A 24,904-nucleotide genomic window follows, 5' to 3' on the forward strand; every position below is an offset into this window, starting at 1 on the left:
CCGAACCACGCTATCAGCGTCAATCCAATCGTCCAGACGATGGGGAAACAGGGAAGCTTGATCGCGCTCAACGCCCTCAATGAATCCAGCCATCTCGACCTCCCGAAACCACGAGAAAGTCTAACACAGAAGGGAGTTTCCACACACCCTCGGCCCAAAGCTGACCGACAAGTTGCCAGTCCAGCGCAAAGCCGCCCATCCCGTCCGGTTGCCGCACCGGGCTTTCCAGCATCAGCGGCACGCTTAGTCGCGGCGCACTCATGCCCGCTTGCGCGAAACGCCGCGCCCCCCAAGCACCCGGACCGCGCGCCAGCGTTCGATCAGCGCGCTGACCCCGAACGGAACGGCAAGGGCGTTGCCCTCAAATCCCCGATCCTCGTAATAGCGTGCGGCAAGCAGCAGCACGGCATGGGCCAGATCGTCGGGAACCGCGTCCCAGACCGCGCCAAAACCCGCAGAAAAGGTGACGGTGGCAAAGCCTGCATCGGGCACGCCGGGCAGCCATGCGCCACGCGGCACCAGCATCGGGCGCTGCATGTCGGGTTGCAGCCCCCACGTATCGGGCGCGGCCACGGTGATCCGCCCCGCGCCGTCGTCGATCTCGACCCGCTCGATCGCGGTGACGGGGGCCAGCGGCAAAGGCTGGCCTTCGGGGTCGCGCCAGTCATCCAGCCGCAGCCGGAACTGCCGCGCCAGCAGCACCTTGCCCGTCCGCGCCTCGATGGTGGCAATGGCCGCGCGTAGGAACCCCGCAAGCGCCGCCGTCTCGGTCGCGTCTTCGGCTATCTCGAAGCCGGTTCCCAGCCGCAGGTGCGTCCGCAACCCCGCGACCGGCAGCGCCTCAATTGGTGGCGCCGTCAATTCCACAAGCATCATCTGAACCTCCCGCTTGCACGGTTGCTGCATCGCTGACGAAAATCGGGGCCGCGCGTATCCGCCCCTTGCGCGTGCGGACAGTCTTGCCAGTCGGGCGGACATGTCCCGCGCGGCCCCCTTCGGCCTTGGATCAGCCGAAGATCATCAGCTTGATGGCGCGGGCATCCGTGACGCCGCCGCCGACGCGCTTGGTGGCATAGAACAGCACATGCGGCTTGGCCGAGAAGGGATCGCGCAGCACGCGCAGATCGGGACGCTCGACGATGGTATAGGCCGAGCGGAAATCACCGAACGCGATCGAGGCCGAGCCTGCGGCAATATCCGGCATGTCCTCGCATAGCAGGACCGGATAGCCCAGCAACTGCGGCGGCTGACCCATGGCCAGACTGTCGGCCCACAGGAAGCGACCGTCAGTGTCGCGCATCTTGCGCACTGCGGCGGCGGTTTTCGAATTCATCACGAAGCTTGCATTGGCGCGGTATTGCGCTGCCAGCGCATAGACCAGATCGATCAGCGCATTCGCCGGATTGGTGGCCGCGAAATCGCCCGCAGCGCCGGACGGAATGGTGCCGATCTGCACATTGGTCGCCGAGGCATTGGCCGCACGCGCATGGTTCAGGAAGCCGCGCGGCTTGTTGACGCCGTCACCGCTGATGAAGGCGGTGGCCTCGGCGCGGGCGAATTTTTCGGCGATGCGACCGGCCAGCCACGTCTCCACGTCAAAGGCACCGTCATCCAGCAGGCGCTGGCTGGCCTTGGGCATGGCCGACAGTTCATGCACCGGGATGACCACGCGCTGCACGGTGGGCGTGCCCGTTTCGGTCTGTGCAGCGGTTTCGCTGGCCCAGCCATGCGCGATGTCGCCCATATCCACCAGCATCTCGAAGGTGGCGCTTTCGACCTGCACCACATTCGCCACGCGGCGCAGCGAGGCGGTGACATTCAGCGCCTCCTGGACCTGCACAGCGACGGTCGGCGCGGCCAGAAAACCCGCATCAGAAGTCGAATTCATCGCCTTGCCTTCCAGCGGCAGACCGCGCAGCGCGCCGTCATCGCCGTGGCGGATATAGGCATCGAACGCCTTCTGATGGGGCGCGCCGGCATCGGATTCGGTGGCAAGGGGTGCGCGGGCGCGGGTCAGGGTCTTGCGGTCAAACATGGTCATGCGATTTTCCTGTGCTTCCAGTCGTTTCTGAATATCCGTGCGGAAAGACTTGAGTTCATTGACGAACCCCAGCATCTCAGCACCCAGATCACCGGGCATGTCCGCCCCGGCCGCGGTTTTCACCTCGGTCATGGTCCCCTCCGTCTTGGTGAAATTCACTCGGCGCGCAGCGCCATGGTCGCGGCGCGGAACGCCGCCGCCACCTTGTCCAGCCCGTCATCCAGTGCGTCGGACTTCTTGCCGACCTTGGCCTCGGCCAGCATCGGAAAGGTCACCAGCGACACCTCCCACAGCTCGACCTCGGCCAGCACCCGGCGACCCTTGCCGTCGCGTTCGGCGGCGATGGTGCGATAGCCGATGGACAGCCCGTCGATGGCCCCTGCCGCGATCAGCGCCGCAGCCTCGCGGGCCTGCGCCACTTCGGGCAGCAAGCGACCCTTGACCCATAGGCCACGGTCATCCTCGCGGATTTCATCCCAGACGCCGATGGGGCGGGCCGGATCGTGCTGCCACAGCATCCGCACCTTGTCGCCCCGCGCCGCCAGCCGCGCCAGACTGGCGGCATAGGCGCCCTTTGCCACGACATCGCCGCCCTGATCGGTTACGCCGAACAGGCTGGCATAGCCTTCGATCTGGGTGCCATCCGACACGATCTGCGCCCCGGCCGAGAACTTCAGTTCCAGCCCGTAATCCTTTGAATTCATGTCACCCTCCTTTCGGGGTATAGGCAAGGATCGACTGCACCGCCTGGGTCAAGATCACGCCCACGACGCCGTAGACGGTCATCCACAGCCGCCGCTCCAGCCCCTCGATCAGCGCCTCGATCCGTTCCAGCCGCCGTTCGACCTGCCCGAATTGCAGCGCCATGATGCGGTCCTGCGTGTCGATGCGCTGGTCGTGCCAGTCGAACGGCTCCTTCAGGAAACGCGAGCCCTCCATCTAGCCCTCCGTCAGCGGTGGAAGGCCCAGCACAGCGCGCTTTTCGCCCGGCGACAGGAATGCAGCGGCGCCCACGCGCTGCCACAGCTGGTCGCGTTCCTCGGCCAGTGCGGGAACTTGGTCGGGGTCGGGGCGCAGGTCGATCTCCGTCCCCAGATGCTCCGACAGCCACCACGCCACCGCACTGGCCACGCGCGAAACCAAGGGCAGCACGGTCAGGCGGTAGAACGCCCGATGCGCTTCGGCATAGTTCGCGTAAGTCGCGTCGCCCGGAATGCCCATCAGCATCGGCGGCACGCCGAAGGCCTGCGCGATCTCGCGCGCGGCGGCCAGCTTGGTTTCCTGAAACTCCATGTCGCTGGGGCTGAAACCCATCGGCTTCCAGTCCAGCCCCCCCTCAAGCAGCATGGGCCGCCCGGCATTTCGCGCGCCCTGATGGTGCATCTCCATCTCGGTGACCAGCCGGTCGTATTGATCCGCCGACAGGCTGCCCTGCCCATCCGCGCCCTTGTAGACGATCGCCCCCGAGGGTCGCGCCGCATTGTCCAAAAGCGCCTTGGACCAGCCGGATGCGCTGTTATGCACATCCACCGCGACCGCCGCCGCCTGCATGGGAGACAGGCCGTAATGATCGTCCAACGGATGAAAGCTGCGGATATGGCAGATCGGATCGGGGCTGCCGCGCATGTCAAAGCGGTATTTCCGCCCCCCCACGGCATATTCGTAAGCCTCGGGCCAGCCATCCGTCCCCGGCACGACCGCCATCCGGTCCGAACGAAGGACGTGCATTTCCCCCGGCAGGCCCTGCGGCCCCTCGGCTACGGCCTCAAGATAGCCGTTACCCGACAGCAGGATCTGACCGAACAATGCTTCGAACAGCTCCGCCCGACCCTGCCCCGGATTGGGCCGCCGCAGCAGGTCCAGCACCGGATGGATGTCATAGCGCCGCTCGCGGTCCTGACAGATCAGCGGCACGGCAGCGGCGGCCTCGGCGATCAGGCGAACGGCGCGAAAACCCACCGGGTTGCCGGCAAATCCCGTCCGCGTCAGCGATACCGTATCGCGCGCCGACCAGACCACGCGCCCCGAGCCAGCGGCCAGCGCCACGACCTTGCCCGCGGCGCTGGCCTTGACCTCGGTTTCAACCGGGGGGGCATTGCCCCGCCCGAACCAGGAAAAACCCATGTTTCCCTCCTGACAATGCCAATGAAAAAAGGGCCGCCGGAAAGCGACCCTTGCGAAAACCTTGCCCGGACGACCCCATTCAGGGGCCTTCGGGCAAAAGGCGGCTGCGCCCCCTTACAGCGCCCGAACCTGCGGGCGGCGGTAATGCGCGGCAGGTTCGATCATCAGCTCATGGATAGCCCAGACCAGCGCATCCAGCCGGTCAGGCGATCCCTTGCCGTGATAGCCCGCGACCGTCATGCGGCACATCTGATCCTCAAGCGCACCAAGCCCGCGCAAATGATGGACGCGGCCCTGTTCGTAAAGCGCCGCCACCGGCTCGGCCCGCAGACCCTTGCCACGGGACGCGCGCAGCGACCGGAACGGCACAAGCGGGTCGATCTGCCGGATGACGCTTTCCACCAGATCACCGCCCTGATTGACCTCGGCCACCAGCCTTTCCGCGCCGTGCCGGTCCATCGCGGCGATGGCGGCCCGCGCCCAGTCGCTGGGACCGCCGCGCAATGTGGCGTCCTCCAGCACATAGGCGCGCCATTCGGTCACCGGCCCCTCGGCCACGACCCCCGCGACGACGATGCCGCATTCGTCAGATGCCGCGCCGCCGCTGACCGCCGGATCGACCGAGACCACGATCCGCGACAGTTTCGGCGCCGCATCGACCCGGCAACGCTCGACCGTCGCGGTGGTCCACAGCGCGCCCTCCACGTCGTCCAGCAGCAGCCCTTCCAGCTCCTGCCGGCCCAGCCGCGTGCCGGCATAGCGGCTTTCGACCTCGGCCAGAAAGCTTTCCGCAAGATAGGCGCGGTTCGCCTCGGTCGGGGCATGGGTCGTCACGGTCGAGGCCGCGCCGAGGATGCGCTTCAGCACGCCCACATTGCGGGGCGTGGTGGTCACGACCTGCTGCGGATGTTCGCCAAGGCGCAAGGCGAATTGCAGCATGTCCCAGGTGTCCTCGGCCTTTTTCCACTTGGCCAGCTCATCGACCCATGCGGCGTCGAATTGCGGACCGCGCAATGCCTCGGGTTCATGCGCGGAATAGACCTGCGCGGTCGCGCCATTGGGCCAGACCAGCCGCCGCCGCCCCGCCTCCCAGACGGGCCGCCGATCGGGCGGCGAGCAGGCCAGAATCCCGGACTCGCCAAAGACCATCACGTCGCGCGCCTGATCAAAGGTTTCGCTGATCAGCGCCACGCGATGCGCCCGACCGGCAGCATCGGGCACAGGCCCTTCGACCTGCGCGCGCACCCATTCGGCCCCGGCACGGGTCTTTCCCGCACCGCGTCCGCCCATGATGACCCAGCTTTTCCAGTCACCTTCGGGGGGCAACTGGTGCGGCAGGGCCCAGAACTCGAACAGCCATGGCAGCGCCGCCAGCGCGTTGTCGCCAAGACCGCCCAGAAATGCGTCCACCTCATCGGGCGCGGCGCAGGCAAGCCAGGCGGCGCCCGATTTCATCTCGTGCCGCGGCAAGGTCGAGTGTGCCTGCACCGACCTGTCCGGCAGCATCCTTGCGTAGCTTGTCAACCTTGCCCCTTTCCTCCAGCACCAGATGGGCCGCGTCGCGCAGCGCCCGGACCAGCTTGCCGGATTCCTTCAATTCATCAGTTTCGCCCAACCGGATCTTGTCCCGCAGCCGGGTCAGATCCGCCGCGTAGGACCGGAACAGCCCATCCGCGATGTCCAGAACCTCCATCTTGTCGCCAAGCATGAAAGGTCCTTCCGGTGGCTCCTGCCCCGGATCGAATTTCATCGTCATTGCCGTATCGCCCTGCCCCTCGTGTGCTGTCCGCACGAGCGAGACATGAAAAAAGCGGCCCTAAGGTCCATGACCCGGCCGCTTGCCCATCTCTCCCAGCATGGGTAATTTCTACTTTGAAGCGTTCGCTAAGTCAACGCTAAACCACCGGTTGCAAATCCACGGCAGAATTAGACGTTTTAAATCAACGCACTAAACCCGCGCAACACCCTAGCGCACGCTTGACGCAACGGGGCGAAATCCGCCCCGTTGCGTTGCGAATCTAGTCGCTTTGCACCGGCGAAAGCGGCTCGCCGCGTTGCCGTTCGATCTCGCGCCAGCGCGCCACGTTGGCGTTATGTTCCTCCAGCGTGCGGCCAAAGGCGTGCCCGCCCGAGCCATCCGCCACGAAGAACACGTATTCCGTATTCTCGGGGTCCAGCGCCGCCGCGATCGAGGCGCGGCCCGGATTGGCGATCGGCGTCGGCGGCAGGCCGTCGATCTGATAGGTGTTGTAAGGCGTGCGCCGCCGCAGCTCCGAACCGCGGATGCCGCGATCCAGAATCCCCTCGCCCTTGGTGATGCCATAGATCACCGTGGGGTCGGTCTGCAGACGCATCCCCTGCCGCAAGCGGTTCACGAAAACGCTGGCGACGACACGACGCTCGGCGGCGATGCCCGTTTCTTTTTCGATGATCGAGGCCATGATCAGCGCCTCTTCGGGATTGGCATAGGGCAGGTCCGGCTCGCGCGCTTCCCATGCCGCAGCCAGTGCCGCACTTTGACGCCGCGCCATCTCGGCCAGCAAGGTCGCACGATCCCCACCGCGCTGGATGTCATAGGTGTCGGGCGCAAGGCTGCCCTCGGCCGGGACGTCCTCGACCTCGCCGTTCAGGAAACCGGCCTGTTTCAGCCCCTGCACGATCTGCCAGCTGGTCACGCCTTCGGCGATGGTCAGGCGCAGGCGCGAATCGGATTTCTGCTCGGCACTGGCGATAACTTCGGGCGCGGTTTCGGTGGCTGGGTTGTATTTCGCCTGCTCTGCCATCTCACCGGTAGCGGCGTCGGTATCGCGCAGCACGACCGAGTTTTCGCGCACGCCGATGCGAAAGATCACTTCGGTCCCGCAGGTCGAAGGGCCGCCTGCGGTGATCGTGCGGACGACCTCCTCCATCGTGACGTTCGGCGGCACCAGATAGGCGCCGTATTTCAGGTCACGCGCCTTGCCAGCGTAATCGGCGCCCGCACGAAAGATATAGGAATTGGTGACAACGCCCTGTTCCGCCAGCTGTTCGCTGACGGCGTTCAGGCTGGCACCCGGTGCCACGCGCACGCAAGCGGCGGCGGCGTTGGGTCCGGGCGCGACATATTGATGCTTGGCCCACGCGACGGCAGCTGCGGCCGCGACCAGAATCACGACCAGCAGCGTCAGGAAATTCGACGCGATATGGCGCCAGATCATCCTTGCACCCGGCCCATCACCAGGCTGGCATTCGTGCCGCCAAAGCCGAAGCTGTTCGACAGCACGTAATCCACCTTGCGGCGCACGGCGGCATTGGCTGCCAGATCGATCGCGGTTTCACGGGCGGGGTTGTCCAGATTGATCGTCGGCGGGCAGATCTGATCGCGGATCGCCAGAATGCAGAAGATCGCTTCGACCGCGCCCGCCGCGCCCAGCAAATGCCCGATCGAGGATTTGGTGGACGACATGACCACATTCCCCGCCGCATTGCCCAGCAACCGCTCGACCGCGCCCAGCTCAATCACATCGGCCATGGTCGAGGTGCCATGCGCATTGATGTAATCAATATCCGCCGGCGAAATGCCTGCGCGTTTCAAGGCGTTGGTCATCGAACGGAAACCGCCGTCGCCATCTTCGGACGGCGCAGTGATGTGATAGGCGTCGCCCGACATGCCATAGCCCAGAATCTCGGCATAGATCTTGGCACCGCGCGCCTTGGCGTGTTCGTATTCCTCAAGGACGACGACCCCCGCGCCCTCGCCCATGACGAAGCCGTCGCGGTCTTCATCCCACGGACGGCTGGCGGATTTGGGGTCATCTTCGCGCTTGGTGGACAGCGCCTTGCAGGCGTTGAAGCCCGCGACGCCGATTTCACAGATCGGGCTTTCCGCCCCGCCCGCGATCATCACATCCGCATCGCCAAATCCGATCAGCCGCGCCGCATCCCCGATGGCATGGGCACCCGTCGAACAGGCCGTCACCACCGCGTGGTTCGGCCCCTTGAAGCCGAAGCGGATCGAAACCTGACCGGACACAAGGTTGATCAGCGCACCCGGAATAAAGAACGGCGACACCCGCTTGGGCCCGCGTTCCTTGATCAGCACAGCCGTTTCCGCGATCGAGGCCAGACCGCCGATCCCCGCGCCGATCATGACGCCGGTGCGTTCGCGGTCTTCGTCCGATTGCGGCTGCCAGCCGGAATCCTTCACAGCCTGTTCAGCGGCAGCCATGCCATACAGGATGAAGTCATCGACCTTGCGGCGGTCCTTCGGCTCCATCCAGTCGTCGGGATTGAAGGTTCCATCGGTGCCGTCGCCCAGCGGAATCTCGCAGGCATATTTCGTCACCACGTCCTTGGTGTCGAAGCGCGTGATCGGTCCTGCCCCGGATTCACCGGCCAGCAGACGCTTCCACGTTTCTTCCACGCCCGATGCCAGCGGCGTGACCATCCCAAGTCCGGTGACGACAACTCTGCGCATAGATGGCTCCTTGACCCTCTGATAATCGGGCAGGTTCTACACGCGGCCCGGCTTTCGCGCAACGCCATGGCGTCCTGCATGTTCCAAAACGCACAAAACCGGCCAAGCATAACCCCGCGCATAATGCGTCCCGATGGCGCAACTGCCATTGAACCCTCACAAAATCCGCATATTGTTCGCATGGTCCTGAATGGAAACGAAAGGGCGACCCGGATGACCGACAAGACGCAGGCCAGCGCCGAAGCCGCATTGGACGAGATCAGGAGCGTGACCTCGGTGGTCCTGCCCGATCCGCCCCCCGCCGCCCCGAACTACGCCGAGGCGCAGGGGCCGCTTGCTGACGAAATCCGCAAGCGCATCGCCGAAATCGACATTCGCGATACCGGCTCGATCGTGCATTTCGGTGCCCGTGCGCAGAACGAATTGCAGGAAATCAGCCAAGCCATGCTGGCGGACGTCAAGAACAAGGATGTCGGCCCCGCAGGTGAATCGCTGCGCGACATCGTAACGACCATTCGCGGCTTTTCGGTCAGCGAACTGGACGTGCGCCGCAAGCGCAGCTGGTGGGAACGCCTGACGGGCCGTGCCGCGCCCTTTGCGAAATTCGTCGCCAATTACGAACAGGTGCAGTCCCAGATCGACCGCATCACCTCGGATCTGGACGGCCATCAGCACCGGCTGCTGAAAGACATCAAATCGCTTGATCTGCTTTACGACCGCACGCTGGCCTTTTACGACGAGCTGGCGCTTTACATCGCAGCGGGCGAGGAGAAACTGGCCCTGATCGACCGCGACGAGGTTCCCGCCAAGGAAGCCGCCGTCAAGGCCGCGCCTGAAAACGATCAGGTCATGGCCGCGCAGGAATTGCGCGATCTGCGCGCCGCGCGTGACGATCTGGAACGCCGGGTGCATGACCTCAAGCTGACGCGGCAGGTCACGATGCAGTCGCTTCCCTCGATCCGGTTGGTGCAGGAAAACGACAAGTCGCTGATCACCAAGATCAATTCCACCTTGGTGAACACGGTGCCGCTGTGGGAAACCCAGCTTGCGCAGGCTGTCACCATCCAGCGCAGCGCACAGGCGGCCAAGGCGGTCAAGGAAGCCAACGACCTGACCAACGACCTGCTGACCGCCAACGCCAAGAACCTGCGTCAGGCCAACGCGACCATCCGCACCGAGGTCGAGCGTGGCGTGTTCGACATCGAAAGCGTGCGCGGCGCGAATGCCGAACTGATCGCCACGATCGAAGACAGCCTGCGCATCGCGGACGAAGGCAAGGCGCGTCGCGCCGCCGCCGAAACCGAATTGCAGCAGATGGAGGCGCAGCTGCGCACCACCCTGTCGGCTGCGCGCGCCAGCCAGACCCCGGCGCAGGCTGCGGCACGATCGTGATCGCGCAGCCCGCCACGCCTGCAACCTTTGACCTCGCGCGCGTTCTGCGCGCGGGGCTGCTTCTTGGCGCACTTGGCCTGCTTGCCGCCTGCGCCGACGATCTGCCCAAATCGGACAACGCACCGGGCATCAGCGCCGCCGCCCCCCTGCCGCGACCCGACCGTCCCGAACTGACGCAGGCCGCGCTGCGCCGCGAACGTGCCGCACAGGCCCGCGCCGCCAACCGCGCCGCCGCCAGCGCCGCCGAAACGCCCGCCAGCCGCAACATGCGCAGCTATCTGCAGGGCGTCGAGGATGCGCTGATCGCGCGTGGCAAGATGCGGACGGATGACGGTTCCGAAATCCGGCTGACCCCCGAGCGTCTGACCGAGGATTTCATCCTTGTCGCGCTACATGACGAATATGTGCGCGACGGCGACCGGCTGGTATCGCGCAGCACCCCCGCGCCTTTGCGCCGCTGGGATCGCCCCATCAGCATCCGCATCGAATTTGGCGCCTCGGTCGCACCAGCACAGCGCGCCCGCGACCGTTCCGACATCGCGGGCTATGCGGCGCGGTTGCAGAATGCCTCGGGCCACCCGGTCGGGCTGACGGGCGGCGACGGCAATTTCGACGTGCTGATCCTGTCCGAGGACGAGCGTCGCGCCATGGCCCCGCGTCTGACCGCGCTGGTCCCCGACATTCCCCCCGCCGATGTGAACGCGCTGGCCGAACTTGCGCCGCAGAATTACTGCACCGTCTTCGCCTATTCGCGCGGGGATTCCGCGACCTATGCGCAGGCCGTCGCCGTGATCCGCGCCGAAACTCCGCCGCGCCTGCGCAAATCCTGCATTCACGAAGAAATCGCCCAAGGGCTTGGCCTTGCCAATGACAGCCCGCTGGTGCGCCCGTCGATCTTCAACGACGACGAAGAATTCGCCTATCTGACCAAGCATGACGAATTGCTGCTGAAGATCCTTTACGACCCGCGCCTGCGCCCCGGCATGACCGAGGCCGAGGCCCGCCCCATTGTCATGCAGATCGCAAGCGAGCTTCTGGCGACTGAAGCCTGATCCGTTCAACGCGACAACGCACCGGGAAAGCCGCCGCTTTTCCCGGTGCTTTCGCATGGCAACCCAGCCCAAAACCGCTTATTGCCCAAACACATCAATCAACATCTGTTCCTGCCTTCGAACTGCCGATAAGCTGCGGGCGTGAACCATTCGCGGGCGCGGTCCCTGCTGTTTGCGGGCCATCTGCCGTCGCCCTTGCATCTTGTATAAGGGAAGGAAGCATGTCGCTTTTCAACATCCTCGGCGGCGAGTTCATCGACATCATCGAATGGACCGACGACACCCGCGACACGATGGTCTATCGCTTCCCGACCGTCGGCAACGCCATCAAATACGGCGCCAAGCTGACCGTCCGCGAAGGTCAGGCGGCCGTGTTCATCCATGAAGGTCAGCTTGCCGATGTGTTCGGCCCCGGCCTTTACATGCTTGAAACCAACAACATGCCGATCCTGACGCGGTTGCAGCACTGGGATCATGGCTTCCGCAGCCCGTTCAAGTCGGAAATCTATTTCGTCAACACGACCCGCTTCAACGATCTGAAATGGGGCACCAAGAACCCGGTCATCGCACGCGACCCGGAATTCGGCCCGGTGCGTCTGCGCGCCTTTGGCACCTATTCCATGCGCGTCACCGACCCCGGCAAGTTCATGCTGGAGATCGTCGGAACCGACGGCGAATTCACCAAGGACGAAATCACCTTCCAACTGCGCAACATCATCGTGCAGGAATTCTCGCGCATGATCGCGGGTGCGGGCATCCCGGTTCTGGACATGGCGGCGAATACCGGACAGTTCGGCGGTCTGGTGGCCAAGGCGATCAGCCCCACGGTCGGCCAATACGGCCTGACCATCCCGGAATTTTATATCGAAAACATCAGCCTGCCCGACGAAGTTGAAAAGATGCTGGATAAGCGCACCTCGATGGGCATTGTCGGCGACCTGAACCGCTTCGGCCAATATGCCGCGTCCGAGGCGATGCTGAACGCCTCGCGTCAGGACGGCGGCATGGGCGCCGGGATCGGTGCGGGCCTTGGCGCGGGACTGGGTGCCGCGATGGGTCAGGCGCGCGGTCCGTGGGGTGCAAGCCCCGCGCAGCTTTCGCCGACGCCCGCCCCGCAGACACCGCCTCCGCTGCATCCCGAAACCGTCTGGCACATTGCCGTGGACGGTCAGGCGCAAGGCCCCTTTGGCCGCGCCAAGCTGGGGCGGCTGGCCAACGAAGGCGCGTTCAGCCGCGACACGCTGGTCTGGACGCCGGGTCAGGACGGCTGGAAACCCGCCGATGAGGTGGCCGAGCTTGCGCAGCTTTTCACCATCTCGCCGCCGCCCCCGCCACCCCCCCTGCCCAAGCAGCAAGGCTAAGCGGTTGCGCCCATGCCGACGCCTCCCTCGGAATACCGCTACCCGTGCGAAAATTGTGGCGCGGGCCTGGAATTCTCGCCCGGTCAGCAACAGCTAAGATGCCCCTATTGCGGGCATGAACAGCATATCGGTCCCGGTCCTGCCCGTGCGCCCAGCCGCTCGGTCAAGGACGGGCCATGGGGCGATACCGCCATCCTGCGCGATCCGGCCACGGGCCGCGCCCTGCAATGGGATGCCAGCCACAAGGCGCCCGAAATCGTCGAACTCCCGCTGGAACAGGGCCTGCGACTGGACCGTGACAGCGACCTGACGGAAACGGTGCGCACGCTGTCCTGCCCCAATTGCGGCGCCAAGATCGAGGTGACGTCCGATAGCCACGCCTCAAGCTGCCCGTTCTGCGCGACGGCGGTGGTGACCGATACCGGCACGACGCGGCTGATCAAGCCCCAAGGCGTCCTGCCCTTCGTCATCACACAGGATCAGGCGAAATCGGCGCTGGAAAGCTGGCTGAAAGGGCTCTGGTTCGCCCCTTCCGGGCTGACGGCCTATGCCAAACGCGGCAAGCGGTTGCAGGGCATCTATTCGCCGTTCTGGACCTTCGACGCCATGACGCAATCGCAGTATAGCGGCGCACGCGGCGACTGGTATTACGAAACCGTCTGGGTGACGCGGGAAATCAACGGCCAGCGCCAACAGGTGGCCGAACAGGTCCGCCGCACCCGCTGGACACCGGTGCAGGGCCGGGTGCAGCGCCATTTCAACGATGTGCTGGTGCTGGCCTCAAGTTCGCTGCCGCGCCGCATCACGGATTCGCTGACACCTTGGGATCTGTCGCACCTGATGCCTTACCGCCCCGACTACCTCGCGGGGTTTCTGGCCGAGGGTTATACGATTCCCCTCGCCTCGGGACACGACATCGCGCAACAGGAAATGTCGGGCGTCATCGCGATGGACGTGCGCCGTGCGATCGGCGGCAACGAACAGCAGGTCAGCCAGATCCGCACCGCCCATTCGGACGAAAGCTTCAAGCATATCCTGCTGCCGGTCTGGTCCGCCGCCTATCGCTATAACGGCAAAAGCTACCGCTTCGTGGTGAACGGCCAGTCCGGCCGCGTGCAGGGCGAACGTCCCTGGTCGGTCTGGAAGATCGCGCTGGCGGTGCTGGCCGTCATGGCGCTGCTGGCGGCCCTGCTGGCGCTGAACGAACGCGGCCAATATGTCCAGAACGGGACGGGCCGCGGCATCAGCATCGACATGCCCGCGATTTCCATCGACGGATTTGGCGGTTACCGCTATCAGGATGAAAATTCAGGAGGAAGCCCTTGATCCTTTGCGCCGGTGAATCGCTGATCGACATGGTGCCCCAAGCGGGCCAATTCCGCCCGCTGGCCGGGGGGGCCGTCTATAACACCGCCATCGCGCTGGGTCGTCTGGGCACGCCGACCAGCTATCTCTGGCCCATATCCCGCGACCCGTTCGGAGAGATGCTGCTCACCCCCCTGACCCAGGCGGGCGTGGCAACCGACCTGTGCCCCCGCTCGGACCGGCTGACCACGCTGGCCTTTGTCACCCTGACCGGGGGCGAGGCGCGATACGCATTCTACGACGAAGGCTCGGCTGGCCGGATGCTCAGCCCTGACGATCTGCCGCCCATCCCGGCCGACATCTCGGCGCTGTTCATCGGCGGCATCAGTCTGGTCCCCGACCCCTGCGGTGCCGCGATCGAGGAACTGGCCCGCCGCGCCAAACCCCGGATGCCGGTCATGCTCGACCCAAATATCCGCCCCTTCTTCATTCAGGACGCCGATGCCTATCGCGCCCGGCTTGAACGGCTTTTCGCGCTGGCAGACATCGTCAAGCTTTCGTCGGATGATCTGGAATGGCTGATGCCGGATGTGGATCATGCCGAAGCGGCGGCACGCATTCTGGCCAAAGGCCCCAGGATCATCCTGAAAACCGGCGGCATTCAGGGCGCCATTGCCTATTGGCAGGGCGAACCCCTCGCCGCACCCGCCCTGCAGGTCGAGGTGGCCGACACGATCGGCGCCGGTGATACATTCAACGCAGGCGTTCTGGCCGCCCTTCACGAATCCGGCGCGCTCAGCCGCGACGGCATCGACAAGCTGACACCGCAAACCCTGCTGCAAGCCCTGACCCTGGGCACGCGCGCCGCCGCCGTCACCGTCTCACGCCCCGGCGCGAACCCGCCATGGCTGCATGAACTGGCTCTGACGACCTGACAAAGCTACGGCCCGCGCCATCTTCAACGCGGGCCGTCCCTGTCATATCTCAAACACCCAAAACCCGCGCCGCCCGACGCAGGAACGGCGCCGCCACCCTCAGGTACTTCTTAGTTCTGCAAATACCCATGCAGGTCGCGCCACAAGCGCGGCGCTTACAGCGCCTCGAAACTGCCCCGCTGGCGTTCGGTCCAGCTCACGGTGACGCGCACGCCATTCTCGGTCGTTTCTTCATGGGTCACGATGCCCTGCCCGTGCAGCCATGCGCGGCGACGGCCATCCTCCAGCTTCAGCAGCAGGATGTCTTCGGTCCGCGGCTCATCCAGCGCCTCGGCCAGACGCGCCTCGACACCGGCCAGCAGATCGTCCAGCCCCTCGCCCGACAGGGCCGAGATCGCCTGCACACCCTCGGTCCGCGCATCGGTGCGACGCAGCGCCTCGCGGGTTTCGGCGGAAAGCGAATCGATCTTGTTCCAGACCTCGATCAGCGGCACGTCCTCTTCGACGCCAAGCCCGTCCAGAATCTCACCAACATCGCCGGCCTGCTCCTCGGTCTCGGGGTGGCTGATGTCGCGCACATGCAGGATCAGATCGGCGGCAAGCACCTCCTCCAGCGTGGCGCGGAAGGCAGCGACCAGTTCATGGGGCAGATCGCTGATGAAACCCACGGTATCGGACAGGATCACGCGCCGCCCACCGGGCAGCACCATCTGGCGCATGGTCGGGTCCAGCGTGGCGAACAACTGGTCCTTGGCCATGACCTCGGCGCCGGTCAGCTTGTTGAACAGCGTGGACTTCCCGGCATTGGTATAGCCCACCAGCGCCACGATCGGATAGGGCACCTTGGCGCGGGCCTTGCGGTGCAATTCGCGCGTCTTGACCACACGCTCCAACTGACGCCGCAGGCGGATGACCTGTTCGTCGATGGCGCGGCGGTCGGCCTCGATCTGAGTCTCACCGGGGCCGCCGACAAAGCCCAAACCACCACGCTGCCGTTCAAGGTGGGTCCATGCCCGCACCAGCCGCGTCCGCTGATAGGCCAAGGCGGCCAGTTCGACTTGCAACACACCTTCGCGGGTCTGGGCGCGGTCGGCGAAGATCTCAAGGATCAGCCCGGTGCGGTCAAGGATCTTGACGCCCCAGTCCTTTTCCAGATTGCGCTGCTGAACCGGCGTCACCGGCCCGTCGATCAGCACAAGCTCGGCCCCCTCGCCATCGGCGGCGGCCTTGATGTGCTGGCCGATTTCCTCGCGCTTGCCTTTGGAAAACAGCATCCCGGCATCGGGGTTGCGCAGCTTGGCAACCTCGGCCCCGGTCACGTCGATCGCGGGCAGCGCATGGGCCAGCGCCACCGCTTCCTCAAGCGCCAGATCGGGCGAACGTCGCGTGCGCGAATTGCCCAGATCAGGATGGATCACATAGGCGCGGGTCGGCTGTTCGTGGGTTTCAGTGGGTTCGGCCAATCATTCCTCGCCGTCATAAAGGCTGATCGGCTGCCCCGGCATGATGGTGGAAATGGCATGCTTATAGACCAGTTGCGACTGACCATCACGGCGCAGCAGCACGCAGAAATTGTCAAACCAGGTGATAACACCCTGAAGTTTCACGCCATTGATAAGGAAGATCGTCACCGGGACCTTGCCCTTGCGGACATGGTTCAGAAAAGCGTCCTGGAGGTTCTGTTTATCGCCGGCCATTCGGGGCACCTTGTTCTTATCGCTGTTTTGCAAGACTTAGGCGAGCCTTACCGCGCTTGCAAGCAGGTCATGGGCATTGACGAATACCCGTTGCAACAAAGACGACGCGGCTATCGGCGCCAGAATTCCGGCGAGAGCAGCGCCAGAATTGCCAGCGTTTCCAGCCGTCCGACGATCATCGCCCCGGCCAGAATGCCCTTGGTCAGCGCAGGCAGGCCGGCCCAACCTTCCCAAGGCGCGCCCGCCATGCCCGCCGAGCCCTGAAAAGTCGGCGTCAACGGAATCGCATTGGCCAGTGGTCCGGTATTGGTCAGCGCCGCGATGGACAGGATCGTCGCGCTGTCGAATTCCACCTGCTGCAACGAAATCAGCATGATGACCACGGCGATGGAACTGGCAAACAACATGAAAAAGATAAATGCCAGATAGGCACCTTCGTTGCGCAACCGCCGCGCCATCAGCCCGCCCCCACCCACGGAATTGGGGTGGACGATCTTTTCCAGCTCGCGTTCCGAATGCCGCGCCAGCGCATAGACACGCAGCAGCTTGACCCCCCCGGCAGTGGTGGCGACCCCGCCCCCCATCATCGCCAGCCCCGCCAGCATCAAGCCCGGAGAGCTGATGCCCGACCAGTTGCGCGCGCCCTGCCATTCGACCGAATTCCATCCCGTCGTGGTCAGGTAGCTCAGCCCGTTGAAGATACCGCCCCATGCGGCGGATAGCGCACTGTCGATAGACACAAGCAACCCGCGCGCGCCGCCGGGTGTCACGTCGATCGCACCAAGGAAATGGCGAAAGAACAGCATCCCCGCGACCAACAGCACGACGCCGCCCGCCAGCTTCAATTCTGGATCGTTCAGCCAGCTGTCGGATGTGCGCAATTCGCCCCCTCCCGGCCAGAAGCGCCGCGACAGCGCCGGGATCAGAAACAGAAAGATCACCATCTCGCCCGCCACGCCACTTTGCTGCGCCGCACCGCCGTTCACCGGGCTGATACCGCTGGTCGAAAGCGTGCCCATGGCGCGGGTCAGCGCGACCAGACCCGGTTCGTTCAACATCAAAAGCAGCACCCACATCAGCAAGGTCAGTCCGGCGTAAAGCGGAAAGACCAGCCGGAAAGACCGTATGGCGCGATGCACCGGATCGGTCATCTCGGTCTTGAACACCGGCGCCGACAGATGCGTGGGCACCCGCAGCGCCTCGGCCGAGCGTGGCAGGCGCTGGAAATGTTCGCTGCGGCCATAGGGCGAGGATATGATCTCAAACCCGCCGACACGCAGAGGGGCCAGCAGCGCAACGGCCGCGACCAGCATGAACAGCCCGCCCAGCCAGCCCACCGTCGCACGCCACAGATGCAGCGGCGCAGGCAGCAGTTCGGCGGCGTAAAGCGTGGCGCCCGTGGTGGTCAGGCAGGACACCATTTCCCACCATGCATTAAAGAAGCCGGTATCGGGCAGAACCAGCAGAAACGGCACGGCCATGATGGCGGGCAGCAGCACCATCGCCCCCAGCATGGTCAGCAAGACGCTGCGCGGACGTGACTGATCCGGCCGCCCCTCGGTCGCGATGCCAAGGATCGCGGACAGGATCAGAAAAAGCCCACCGCTGCCCAGAAAGGCCGAGCCGATCTGATGCAGGTCCAGCGCGTGGGCATATAGTCCCGGTATCGTCATCGACAGCGAAACGATCCCCGCAAGGATCACCAACAGCGGCAGGCGGATCAGCCGGGACATCAGAAAAAGTCGATCGAGACCTGCAGCAGGCGCTCGACCTCGGGGACATCATGGGCAAGGGCAAAGATCACGATGATGTCGCCCTCGTCCACACGCAGATCGCCGACCGGCTTGACCACGCGCCCGCCCTTTTGCACGGCGCCCAGCAACACGCCTTCGGGAAACTCGATGTCGCGCACCGGACGCCCGGCGATGGGCGAGGTGGAAAGCACCTGCGCCTCGATCACCTCGGCCTCGGCATCGCCGATGGAATAGATGTCGCGCACCCGGCCATGCCGGATATGGCGCAGGATGGTCGAAACCGTGCTGGCCCGCGGGTTGATAAAGGCGTCGATGTCCAAAGGCTCCATCAGCGTCATCAGCGTCGGATCATTGACCAGCGAAATCGCCAGCTTCGCGCCCGCCTGCTTGGCCCGGACGGCGGCAAGGATATTGGTTTTGTCGTCATCGGTGATCGCCAGAACCGCATCGGCGCGCGGGACGGCCGCCTCCTCCAGCAGTTCCGCCGACAACCCGTCACCGTTCAAGACAATCGTGCGGTTCAGCGCATCCGCCGCGTCCTCGGCACGTGCGCGGTCGCGTTCGATCAATCGGACCCGGACACGTTCTGGCCGCGCCTCCAGCGATTGCGCAACGGACAGGCCGACATTGCCCGCGCCGATAATGACCACGCTTTCCTGTTTCTCGGCAGGCTTGCCAAAGACTTCAAGCGTGCGCGGCACATCTTCGGTCAGGGTAAAGACATAGATCTGATCACCCTCGAAAAGCTGATCACCCGGCTCGGGTGCAAACAGCCGCCCCCCGCGCCGCACACCGGCGACGATGGCACTCAGGCTGGAAAACATCTCGTCCAGCTGGCGCAGCGGCGTGTTCAGGACGGGGCTGTCGGGGTCCAGAAGAATGCCCAGCAGATGCAGCTTGCCGTTCAGAAAGGTCTCGGCATCAAAGGTCGAGGGCGCGGACAAACGCTGCAACGCCGCCCGCGCGACTTCGCGTTCGGGGCTGATGACCACATCGATGGGCAGGTGATCGGTGCGGTAAAGATCCGACCAGATTGCGTCCAGATAGGCAGACGACCGCAGCCGCGCGATCTTGCGCGGGACCTGAAACACCGAATGGGCCACCTGACAGGTGACCATGTTCACCTCGTCCGAATGGGTTGCGGCAATGATCAGATCGGCATCCCGCGCACCCGCCCGGTCCAGCACATCGGGATGGCTGGCAAAACCCGTGACGCCCTGCACGTCCAGCGCATCGGTGGCGCGGCGGATCAGTTCGGCATTGGTGTCGATGATCGTCACGTCGTTGCGTTCGCCGGACAGATGGCGCGCGATATGCCAGCCGACCTGCCCCGCCCCGCAAATGATGATCTTCATGTCTTTCCTGCCAAATCCGATTGCGCAACGCCGATCCTAACCCGCCGCCCGCGCCCGCGATACCGCAAAACGCCGGATCGGAGAGGTTGCGCTTGCCGCGATCTTGCATGGGTATTTGAAGAACTAAGAAGCCGGGGCGCCGCGCCAGCTATTTCTCAGTTCTCCAAATACCCATAGGACGCCGGCAAGGGGCGGCGAGGGTGGCTCTACTTGCCCACCAACTCCTCATCCGCGCGAACGCCGCCGACGACGCCCAGCGATTTCAGCTTGCGGTGCAGGGCCGAGCGTTCCATGCCGACGAATTGTGCCGTGCGGCTGATATTGCCGCCGAAACGGTTGATCTGAGCCAGAAGGTATTCCCGCTCGAACAGCTCGCGCGCTTCGCGCAGGGCAAGGCTGGTGATCTGCGGACCCAGCGCCAGCGCCTCGCCCGAGGCGCTGCTGGCGCCCTGCGTTTCCAGTTCCGAAGGCTGGATCGGCCCCGTGCCTTCGCCAAGGATCAGCACCCGCTCGATCACGTTGCGGAGTTGGCGGATGTTGCCCGGCCAAGCCATCGCCTGCAGCGCCGCCACAGTTTCTTCGGGCAGGCCACGCTGGGTCAGGCCCTGACTGGCGTGGAACTGTTCGATGAAATGTTCTGCCAGATGGCCGATGTCGTCGCGACGCTCCGACAGCGACGGCACCGCGACGGGCACGACGTTCAGCCGGTCATAAAGCTCTTGCCGGAAGCGGCCCGCTGCGATTTCCGTCGCCAGATCGCGGTTGGTCGAGGAAATGACCCGCAGATCCACCCGCACCTTGTCCGTGCCGCCTGCGCGCTGGAATTGCTGTTCCGTCAGCACGCGCAGGATTTTCGGCTGCGTCCCCAAGGGCATGTCGGCCACTTCGTCGAAATAGATCACGCCGCCATGCGCCTGTTCCAGCAGGCCCGGTTCGATCCCGCGTTCGACCGTTTCGCGGCCGAACAGGATTTCCTCCAGATGCTCTGGCTCGACCGTAGCGCAGGGAACGGTGATGAAGGGTTCGCGCGCCCGCTGGCTGTGGGCGTGGATGTAGCGCGCGGCCATTTCCTTGCCCGCGCCCGGCTCGCCCGTCAGCATGATGCGGCCATTCGATTTCGACACCTTGTCCAGCTGTTCCCGCAGCCGCCGGAACTGGGCCGAGTTGCCCAGCATCTCTGTCGACCGCGCCTCGCCGCGTTTCAGGGTCGAGTTTTCGCGACGCAGGCGCGAGGTTTCCATCGCACGCCGGATCACCACCAGCAACTGGTCGATATTGAAGGGCTTTTCGATGAAGTCGTAGGCGCCCTGCTTGATCGCCGCGACCGCGATTTCGATATTGCCATGCCCCGAGATGATGACGACCGGCACATCGGGATTGTTGCGCTTGACCTGTTTCAGGATGTCGATCCCGTCCATCTTGCTGTCCTTCAGCCAGATGTCCAGGATCATCAGCGCGGGTTCTGCGACGTTGAGTTCCGCCACCGCCTGATCGGAATTGGCGGCCAGCCGGGTCGAGAAACCTTCGTCCCGCAGGATGTCCGCAATCAGTTCGCGGATGTCTTTTTCGTCATCGACGATAAGGATGTCACTCATTTCACTGGGTCCTGCTCATGTTTCTGGCGCCGCGCGGACAGGCGCACGGGCTGGCGTTCTCGGGGCAGTCGTATTTCGGCCATGGCGCCGCGCTGACCGGGCGCATCGCCCAGGGTCAGACTGCCGCCATGCTCCTCGACGATCTTCTTGCAGATGGGCAGGCCAAGGCCGGTGCCGCCCTGTTTCATGGTCACGTAAGGCTCAAACAGGCGCGAACGATCTTCGGGCAGGCCGGGGCCGTTATCGGTGATGCGGATGGTGACGGCATCGGGGGCCGCGCGCATTTCCACCCGGACCTGCGGCTGCCAGCCTTCGGGTGGGGTGGCGCGCAATTCGTCGATAGCCTCGCCCGCGTTTTTCAGCAGGTTGGTAAAGACCTGCCGCATCATGCCCTGATCGGCATCGACGATCACCGGATCGGTCGGGATGTCCGATACCAGCGCACCTTGCAGGGCATCGCGCTGCATCAATTCGCTGTCGCGCAGCAGCTTGGCGATGTCGGTTTCCTTGCGGTCGGGTTCCGGCATCCGTGCAAAGCGCGAGAATTCATCCACGATCCGGCGCAGGTCGTTCGTCTGGCGGATGATGACTTCGGTATATTGCTCCAGCGCCTCACGCTCATCGCCCGCGATGGGGCCGAATTTGCGCTTCAGCCGCTCGGCGGAAAGCTGGATCGGGGTCAGCGGATTCTTGATCTCATGCGCGACGCGGCGGGCGACGTCGCCCCAAGCGGCCATGCGCTGCGCCGAAACAAGGTCGGTCACATCGTCCAGCGCGACCACGTAGCCTTCCAGCCCGCCTGCCGCGCCGCGACGGATCGCCATGCGCACCAGCAGGCTTTCGACGCGCCCTTCGCGGTTCAGGCGAATTTCGTCCTGCACCCATTCGTTGACGGACTGGCCCAGCTTGTCGAACAGGGGCGCGAATTCCGGCGCGACCTCGGACAGCAGCCGGTCATGCGCCTGCGCGGGTTCGATCCCCAAAAGCCGCGTGGCCGAGCGGTTCAGGAAGTCGATTTCCCCCGCCGCGTCCAGCCCGATGACGCCCGCAGTGACCGAGGACAGCACGCTGTCGAACAGCCGCCGCTGATCGTCCGCAATGCGGTAGCTTTCGACCAGTTCCTGATGCTGCGCCTTGAGCTGGCGGGTCATGCGGTTGAAGCTTTGACCCAAGGTCTGGATTTCGTCGCCGGTATCCGCCTCGGGGATCTGCAGGTCCAGATTACCCTTGCCGACCTGTTCCGACGCCTCGGCCAGCCGTCCGATCGGGCGCGACAGGCGGTCGGCGAACCACAGGCCCAGCCACATCGCCGCCGCGACCAGCAACAGCGCAAAACCCAGATATAACAGCGAAAATTCCAGAAGCACCCGGCCGCGGTCCGCCTCAAGGCGCTGGTATTCACCGACGCTTTGGCGTGTGTCGTCCAACAGGCCCAGCAACTTGCCGTCCACGTCGCGCGTGACGTAAAGGAAACGGTCCGCCAAAGGCGTCAGCGGCACAAGCGCGCGGAATTCGTTGTTCTGCCAGTCCTGGATCAGCACAAGGCCCTGGGCGCGGGCCTGATCGAACTGTTCGGGCTGGGGCTGTTCATACCAGAACTGATAGCTGCGTTCGCCCCGTGCGCGAATCGTGCCGCGCCCGTCGATGATATAGGCTTCGCGCAGGCCGCGCTGGATCTGCACCTGCCCCTGTCCCAGCAGCAGCCGCAATTCGCCATCGTCCAGCATCGGGTTGCGCCGCGCCGCCTGCGTCAGCGCCCCGGCCAGCAGCCGCGCGTCGTTCGTCAGATCCTGCCGGTGTTCGTCCTGATACGCCTCGGCCGCGGCAAGTGAGCTAAGGACCACCTGCTGCACGCGGTTTGAAAACCAGCCCTCAAGCCCGATATTCACTGTCAGCCCGGCGAAAAGCGCGACCAGCACCGTGGGCACCAGCGCGATGGTGGCAAACACCCCCACCAGCCGCAGATGCAGCCGCGAGCCTGCCGCAGAGTTGCGCCGCGCTGCGACGATCGCCGTCATGCGCGCCACGACAAGCCCGGTCAGCACGATCAGATAAAGCAAATCCGCCAGCAGGATCAGCCGCAGCATCGTCCCGCCCGAGATGGCGTCCGCGAAAGGCCCCATCACCGCAAATGTCAGCGCGGCAAGCGCCGGACCCAGCACGGCAAGACCCAATGTCGCCGTGTTACGCCAAAACCGCAGCCGTCGCATTCTTGCGACCCGTTGCCATGTGCCTCTGGACAGCGTGCCCGCCAACTCGCCCGACCTCACGGTTTCGCCGCTGTGTCGCGGCCGTTCTGTGGCCGCTGCGTGACTCTGGCGCGACCCTCTGTGGCCGTTTTACATCAGTTTGCGGCGCCGTGTCACCTCGATATTCAGGTCGGTCAGCTTCTTGCGCAACGTATTGCGGTTGATCCCCAGCAGATCGGCACATCTTAGCTGATTGCCGCCCGTTGCATCGAGCGCGATTTCCAGCAGCGGCTTTTCGATTTCGCGCAGGATGCGGTCGTAAAGGCCGGGCGGCGGCAACTGGTCGCCATGCAGATCGAAATAGCGTTGCAGATGCATCTCGACCGATTGCGACAGGCGGGCATTGGCGGGCTCGGCCACGGACGGGGCCGATGCCGCAACGCTGGGTGCTGCGGCCTGATGCGTTGGCGTGGGGGCGGGCGTCGCGGATACCGGCCGCGAGACCGCAGCGTTCGCCGCGATCGAGGCGGCAGCCAAAGGTGCGGATTCTGCCAGCGCCGTGCGGGCCTCTGCCTCGGTGATTTCGGCCCCTGCGGCGGTCAGCGCCAGGCGGCGCATCAGGTTTTCCAGCTCGCGCACGTTGCCGGGGAAGGCATAGGCGCGGATCAGCGCGGTCGCCCCATCCGACAGCGCGCGCTGCGGCAGACCTTGGGCCGCCGCGCGGGCCAGCAGATGGCGGGCCAGCGGCGGGATGTCGTCGACGCGCGCCCGCAGCGGCGGCACGGCGACCGTCACACCGGCAAGGCGATAGTAAAGATCGGCACGCAGCCTGCCTGCCGCGACCTCGGCCTGCGGCTCGGGTCCGGTGGTCGATACAAGGCGCGGCATCTGGTTGCGGCCGGGGCCGACTTCCCATGCCTCGATCAGCCCGATCAGACGGGCCTGTGCGGCGGTGCCAAAACCTGCCGGATCCTCGATCAGCAGCGTCCCGCCTGCGGCACGTTCGCCCGCGCGGGCAATCGCCTCCTCGGACAGGTCGGCCGAGGTCAGCACCGCAAAACCCGCGTCGCGGCGGTCGGACAGATCGTGGAATGACCGCGCGACCACGGTCTTGCCCACCCCCGCCTCGCCCGCGATCATCACGGGCAGGTCGGCGTTCAGGACGCGGGCGACCATGCGGAACAGGTTCTGCATGGCGGGCGCGTGACCGATCAGCGGCAAGGTCGGATCGGCGGCCTCGGGCGTGGGCAGACCCGGCACAGGCACGGGATCGGACTTGCGCGACCGGCGCGACAATGCCTGATTGGCGCGCACCATCAGATCGGGCAGATCAAAGGGCTTGGGCAGATAATCGAATGCAGCCGCCTCGGTCGCGCGAATCGCGGTGACGATGGTGTTTTGCGCCGAGATCACGATGACCGGCAGATCCTGACGCGCTTTGCGGATCGCGGGGATCATGTCGATGCCGTTGCCATCGGGCATCATCACATCGGTGATCACCAGATCGCCGCGCCCCTCTTCGACCCAGCGCTGCAATTGCGACAATGATCCGGTCGCATGGACCCGGCACCCTGCGCGGGTTAATGCCTGGGTCAGAACGGTGCGGATGGTGCGGTCGTCGTCAGCGATCAGAACGGTGCCGTCCATG

General features: G+C 64.9%; 21 protein-coding genes. 5 read left to right on the forward strand and 16 right to left on the reverse strand.

The features are described 5' to 3' along the window. Positions 1 to 258: 258 nt before the first annotated feature. The 9 genes from FN835_RS18440 to fabF all read right to left on the reverse strand — a co-directional run bounded on the left by FN835_RS18440 (position 259) and on the right by fabF (position 8,621). Positions 259 to 876, reverse strand: coding sequence for a head-tail connector protein (locus tag FN835_RS18440; protein WP_142664711.1), 618 nt, complete (start codon positions 874 to 876; stop codon positions 259 to 261). 130 nt (positions 877 to 1,006) lie between these two features. Further along, positions 1,007 to 2,173, reverse strand: coding sequence for a phage major capsid protein (locus FN835_RS18445; RefSeq protein WP_142664712.1), 1,167 nt, complete (start codon positions 2,171 to 2,173; stop codon positions 1,007 to 1,009). Between the two features lie 23 nt (positions 2,174 to 2,196). Beyond that, positions 2,197 to 2,745 (reverse strand): HK97 family phage prohead protease, encoded by a 549-nt coding sequence (locus FN835_RS18450; protein ID WP_142664713.1) that lies wholly within the window; start codon positions 2,743 to 2,745, stop codon positions 2,197 to 2,199. Position 2,746: 1 nt separating this feature from the next. After that, positions 2,747 to 2,980, reverse strand: coding sequence for a GTA head formation protein, RCAP_rcc01685 family (locus tag FN835_RS18455; RefSeq protein WP_142664714.1), 234 nt, complete (start codon positions 2,978 to 2,980; stop codon positions 2,747 to 2,749). Then, positions 2,981 to 4,165 (reverse strand): phage portal protein, encoded by a 1,185-nt coding sequence (locus FN835_RS18460; protein ID WP_142664715.1) that lies wholly within the window; start codon positions 4,163 to 4,165, stop codon positions 2,981 to 2,983. A gap of 114 nt (positions 4,166 to 4,279) precedes the next feature. Next, positions 4,280 to 5,620 carry a DNA-packaging protein gene (locus FN835_RS18465; protein WP_185958747.1) on the reverse strand — a complete coding sequence of 447 codons (1,341 nt, stop codon included), beginning with the start codon at positions 5,618 to 5,620 and terminating at the stop codon, positions 4,280 to 4,282. Then, positions 5,577 to 5,921, reverse strand: coding sequence for a permease (locus FN835_RS18470; RefSeq protein WP_142664716.1), 345 nt, complete (start codon positions 5,919 to 5,921; stop codon positions 5,577 to 5,579). The genes FN835_RS18465 and FN835_RS18470 overlap by 44 nt, the downstream gene beginning before the upstream one ends. A 262-nt stretch (positions 5,922 to 6,183) precedes the next feature. Continuing rightward, positions 6,184 to 7,362 (reverse strand): endolytic transglycosylase MltG, encoded by a 1,179-nt coding sequence (mltG, locus tag FN835_RS18475; RefSeq protein WP_142664717.1) that lies wholly within the window; start codon positions 7,360 to 7,362, stop codon positions 6,184 to 6,186. Continuing rightward, entirely contained in the window at positions 7,359 to 8,621 is a 1,263-nt protein-coding gene (fabF, locus tag FN835_RS18480; RefSeq protein WP_142664718.1) for a beta-ketoacyl-ACP synthase II, read from the reverse strand. The genes mltG and fabF overlap by 4 nt, the downstream gene beginning before the upstream one ends. 213 nt (positions 8,622 to 8,834) lie before the next feature. On the opposite strand from fabF, the gene FN835_RS18485 reads away from it, so the two are divergent. From FN835_RS18485 to FN835_RS18505, 5 genes are all read left to right on the forward strand, one after another. Beyond that, entirely contained in the window at positions 8,835 to 10,013 is a 1,179-nt protein-coding gene (locus FN835_RS18485) for a toxic anion resistance protein (protein WP_142664719.1), read from the forward strand. Next, positions 10,010 to 11,065: a DUF2927 domain-containing protein gene (locus tag FN835_RS18490; protein ID WP_246098802.1), complete on the forward strand. Its 1,056-nt coding sequence runs from the start codon at positions 10,010 to 10,012 to the stop codon at positions 11,063 to 11,065. Before FN835_RS18485 ends, FN835_RS18490 begins: the two co-directional genes overlap by 4 nt. A 221-nt stretch (positions 11,066 to 11,286) precedes the next feature. Then, positions 11,287 to 12,426, forward strand: coding sequence for an SPFH domain-containing protein (locus FN835_RS18495; RefSeq protein ID WP_142664720.1), 1,140 nt, complete (start codon positions 11,287 to 11,289; stop codon positions 12,424 to 12,426). Between the two features lie 12 nt (positions 12,427 to 12,438). Next, positions 12,439 to 13,752: a TFIIB-type zinc ribbon-containing protein gene (locus FN835_RS18500; protein WP_142664721.1), complete on the forward strand. Its 1,314-nt coding sequence runs from the start codon at positions 12,439 to 12,441 to the stop codon at positions 13,750 to 13,752. Then, positions 13,749 to 14,666: a carbohydrate kinase family protein gene (locus FN835_RS18505; RefSeq protein WP_142664722.1), complete on the forward strand. Its 918-nt coding sequence runs from the start codon at positions 13,749 to 13,751 to the stop codon at positions 14,664 to 14,666. Before FN835_RS18500 ends, FN835_RS18505 begins: the two co-directional genes overlap by 4 nt. 155 nt (positions 14,667 to 14,821) lie before the next feature. Here FN835_RS18505 and hflX read toward each other — a convergent pair whose 3' ends face one another. The 7 genes from hflX to FN835_RS18540 form a co-directional block, all read right to left on the reverse strand. Continuing rightward, the gene (gene hflX, locus FN835_RS18510) at positions 14,822 to 16,129 is read right to left on the reverse strand and encodes a GTPase HflX (protein WP_142664723.1); all 1,308 of its coding nucleotides are present in this window, start codon (positions 16,127 to 16,129) and stop codon (positions 14,822 to 14,824) included. Further along, entirely contained in the window at positions 16,130 to 16,363 is a 234-nt protein-coding gene (gene hfq, locus FN835_RS18515; RefSeq protein WP_142664724.1) for an RNA chaperone Hfq, read from the reverse strand. A 110-nt stretch (positions 16,364 to 16,473) separates the two neighbouring features. Next, complete coding sequence (locus FN835_RS18520; RefSeq protein WP_142664725.1) at positions 16,474 to 18,096, reverse strand: potassium transporter TrkG; 1,623 nt, start codon at positions 18,094 to 18,096, stop codon at positions 16,474 to 16,476. Continuing rightward, positions 18,096 to 19,472: a Trk system potassium transporter TrkA gene (trkA, locus tag FN835_RS18525; protein WP_142664726.1), complete on the reverse strand. Its 1,377-nt coding sequence runs from the start codon at positions 19,470 to 19,472 to the stop codon at positions 18,096 to 18,098. The genes FN835_RS18520 and trkA overlap by 1 nt, the downstream gene beginning before the upstream one ends. A 206-nt stretch (positions 19,473 to 19,678) precedes the next feature. Next, the gene (gene ntrX / locus FN835_RS18530) at positions 19,679 to 21,067 is read right to left on the reverse strand and encodes a nitrogen assimilation response regulator NtrX (protein WP_142664727.1); all 1,389 of its coding nucleotides are present in this window, start codon (positions 21,065 to 21,067) and stop codon (positions 19,679 to 19,681) included. Next, on the reverse strand, positions 21,064 to 23,277 hold the full coding sequence (locus tag FN835_RS18535) for a sensor histidine kinase NtrY-like (RefSeq protein WP_142664728.1): 2,214 nt from the start codon (positions 23,275 to 23,277) through the stop codon (positions 21,064 to 21,066). Before FN835_RS18535 ends, ntrX begins: the two co-directional genes overlap by 4 nt. Before the next feature lie 129 nt (positions 23,278 to 23,406). Beyond that, entirely contained in the window at positions 23,407 to 24,903 is a 1,497-nt protein-coding gene (locus FN835_RS18540) for a response regulator (protein ID WP_142664729.1), read from the reverse strand. Position 24,904 lies beyond the last annotated feature (1 nt).

The organism is Paracoccus laeviglucosivorans, assembly GCF_900182695.1.
GTDB classification, from domain to species: Bacteria; Pseudomonadota; Alphaproteobacteria; order Rhodobacterales; family Rhodobacteraceae; genus Paracoccus; species Paracoccus laeviglucosivorans.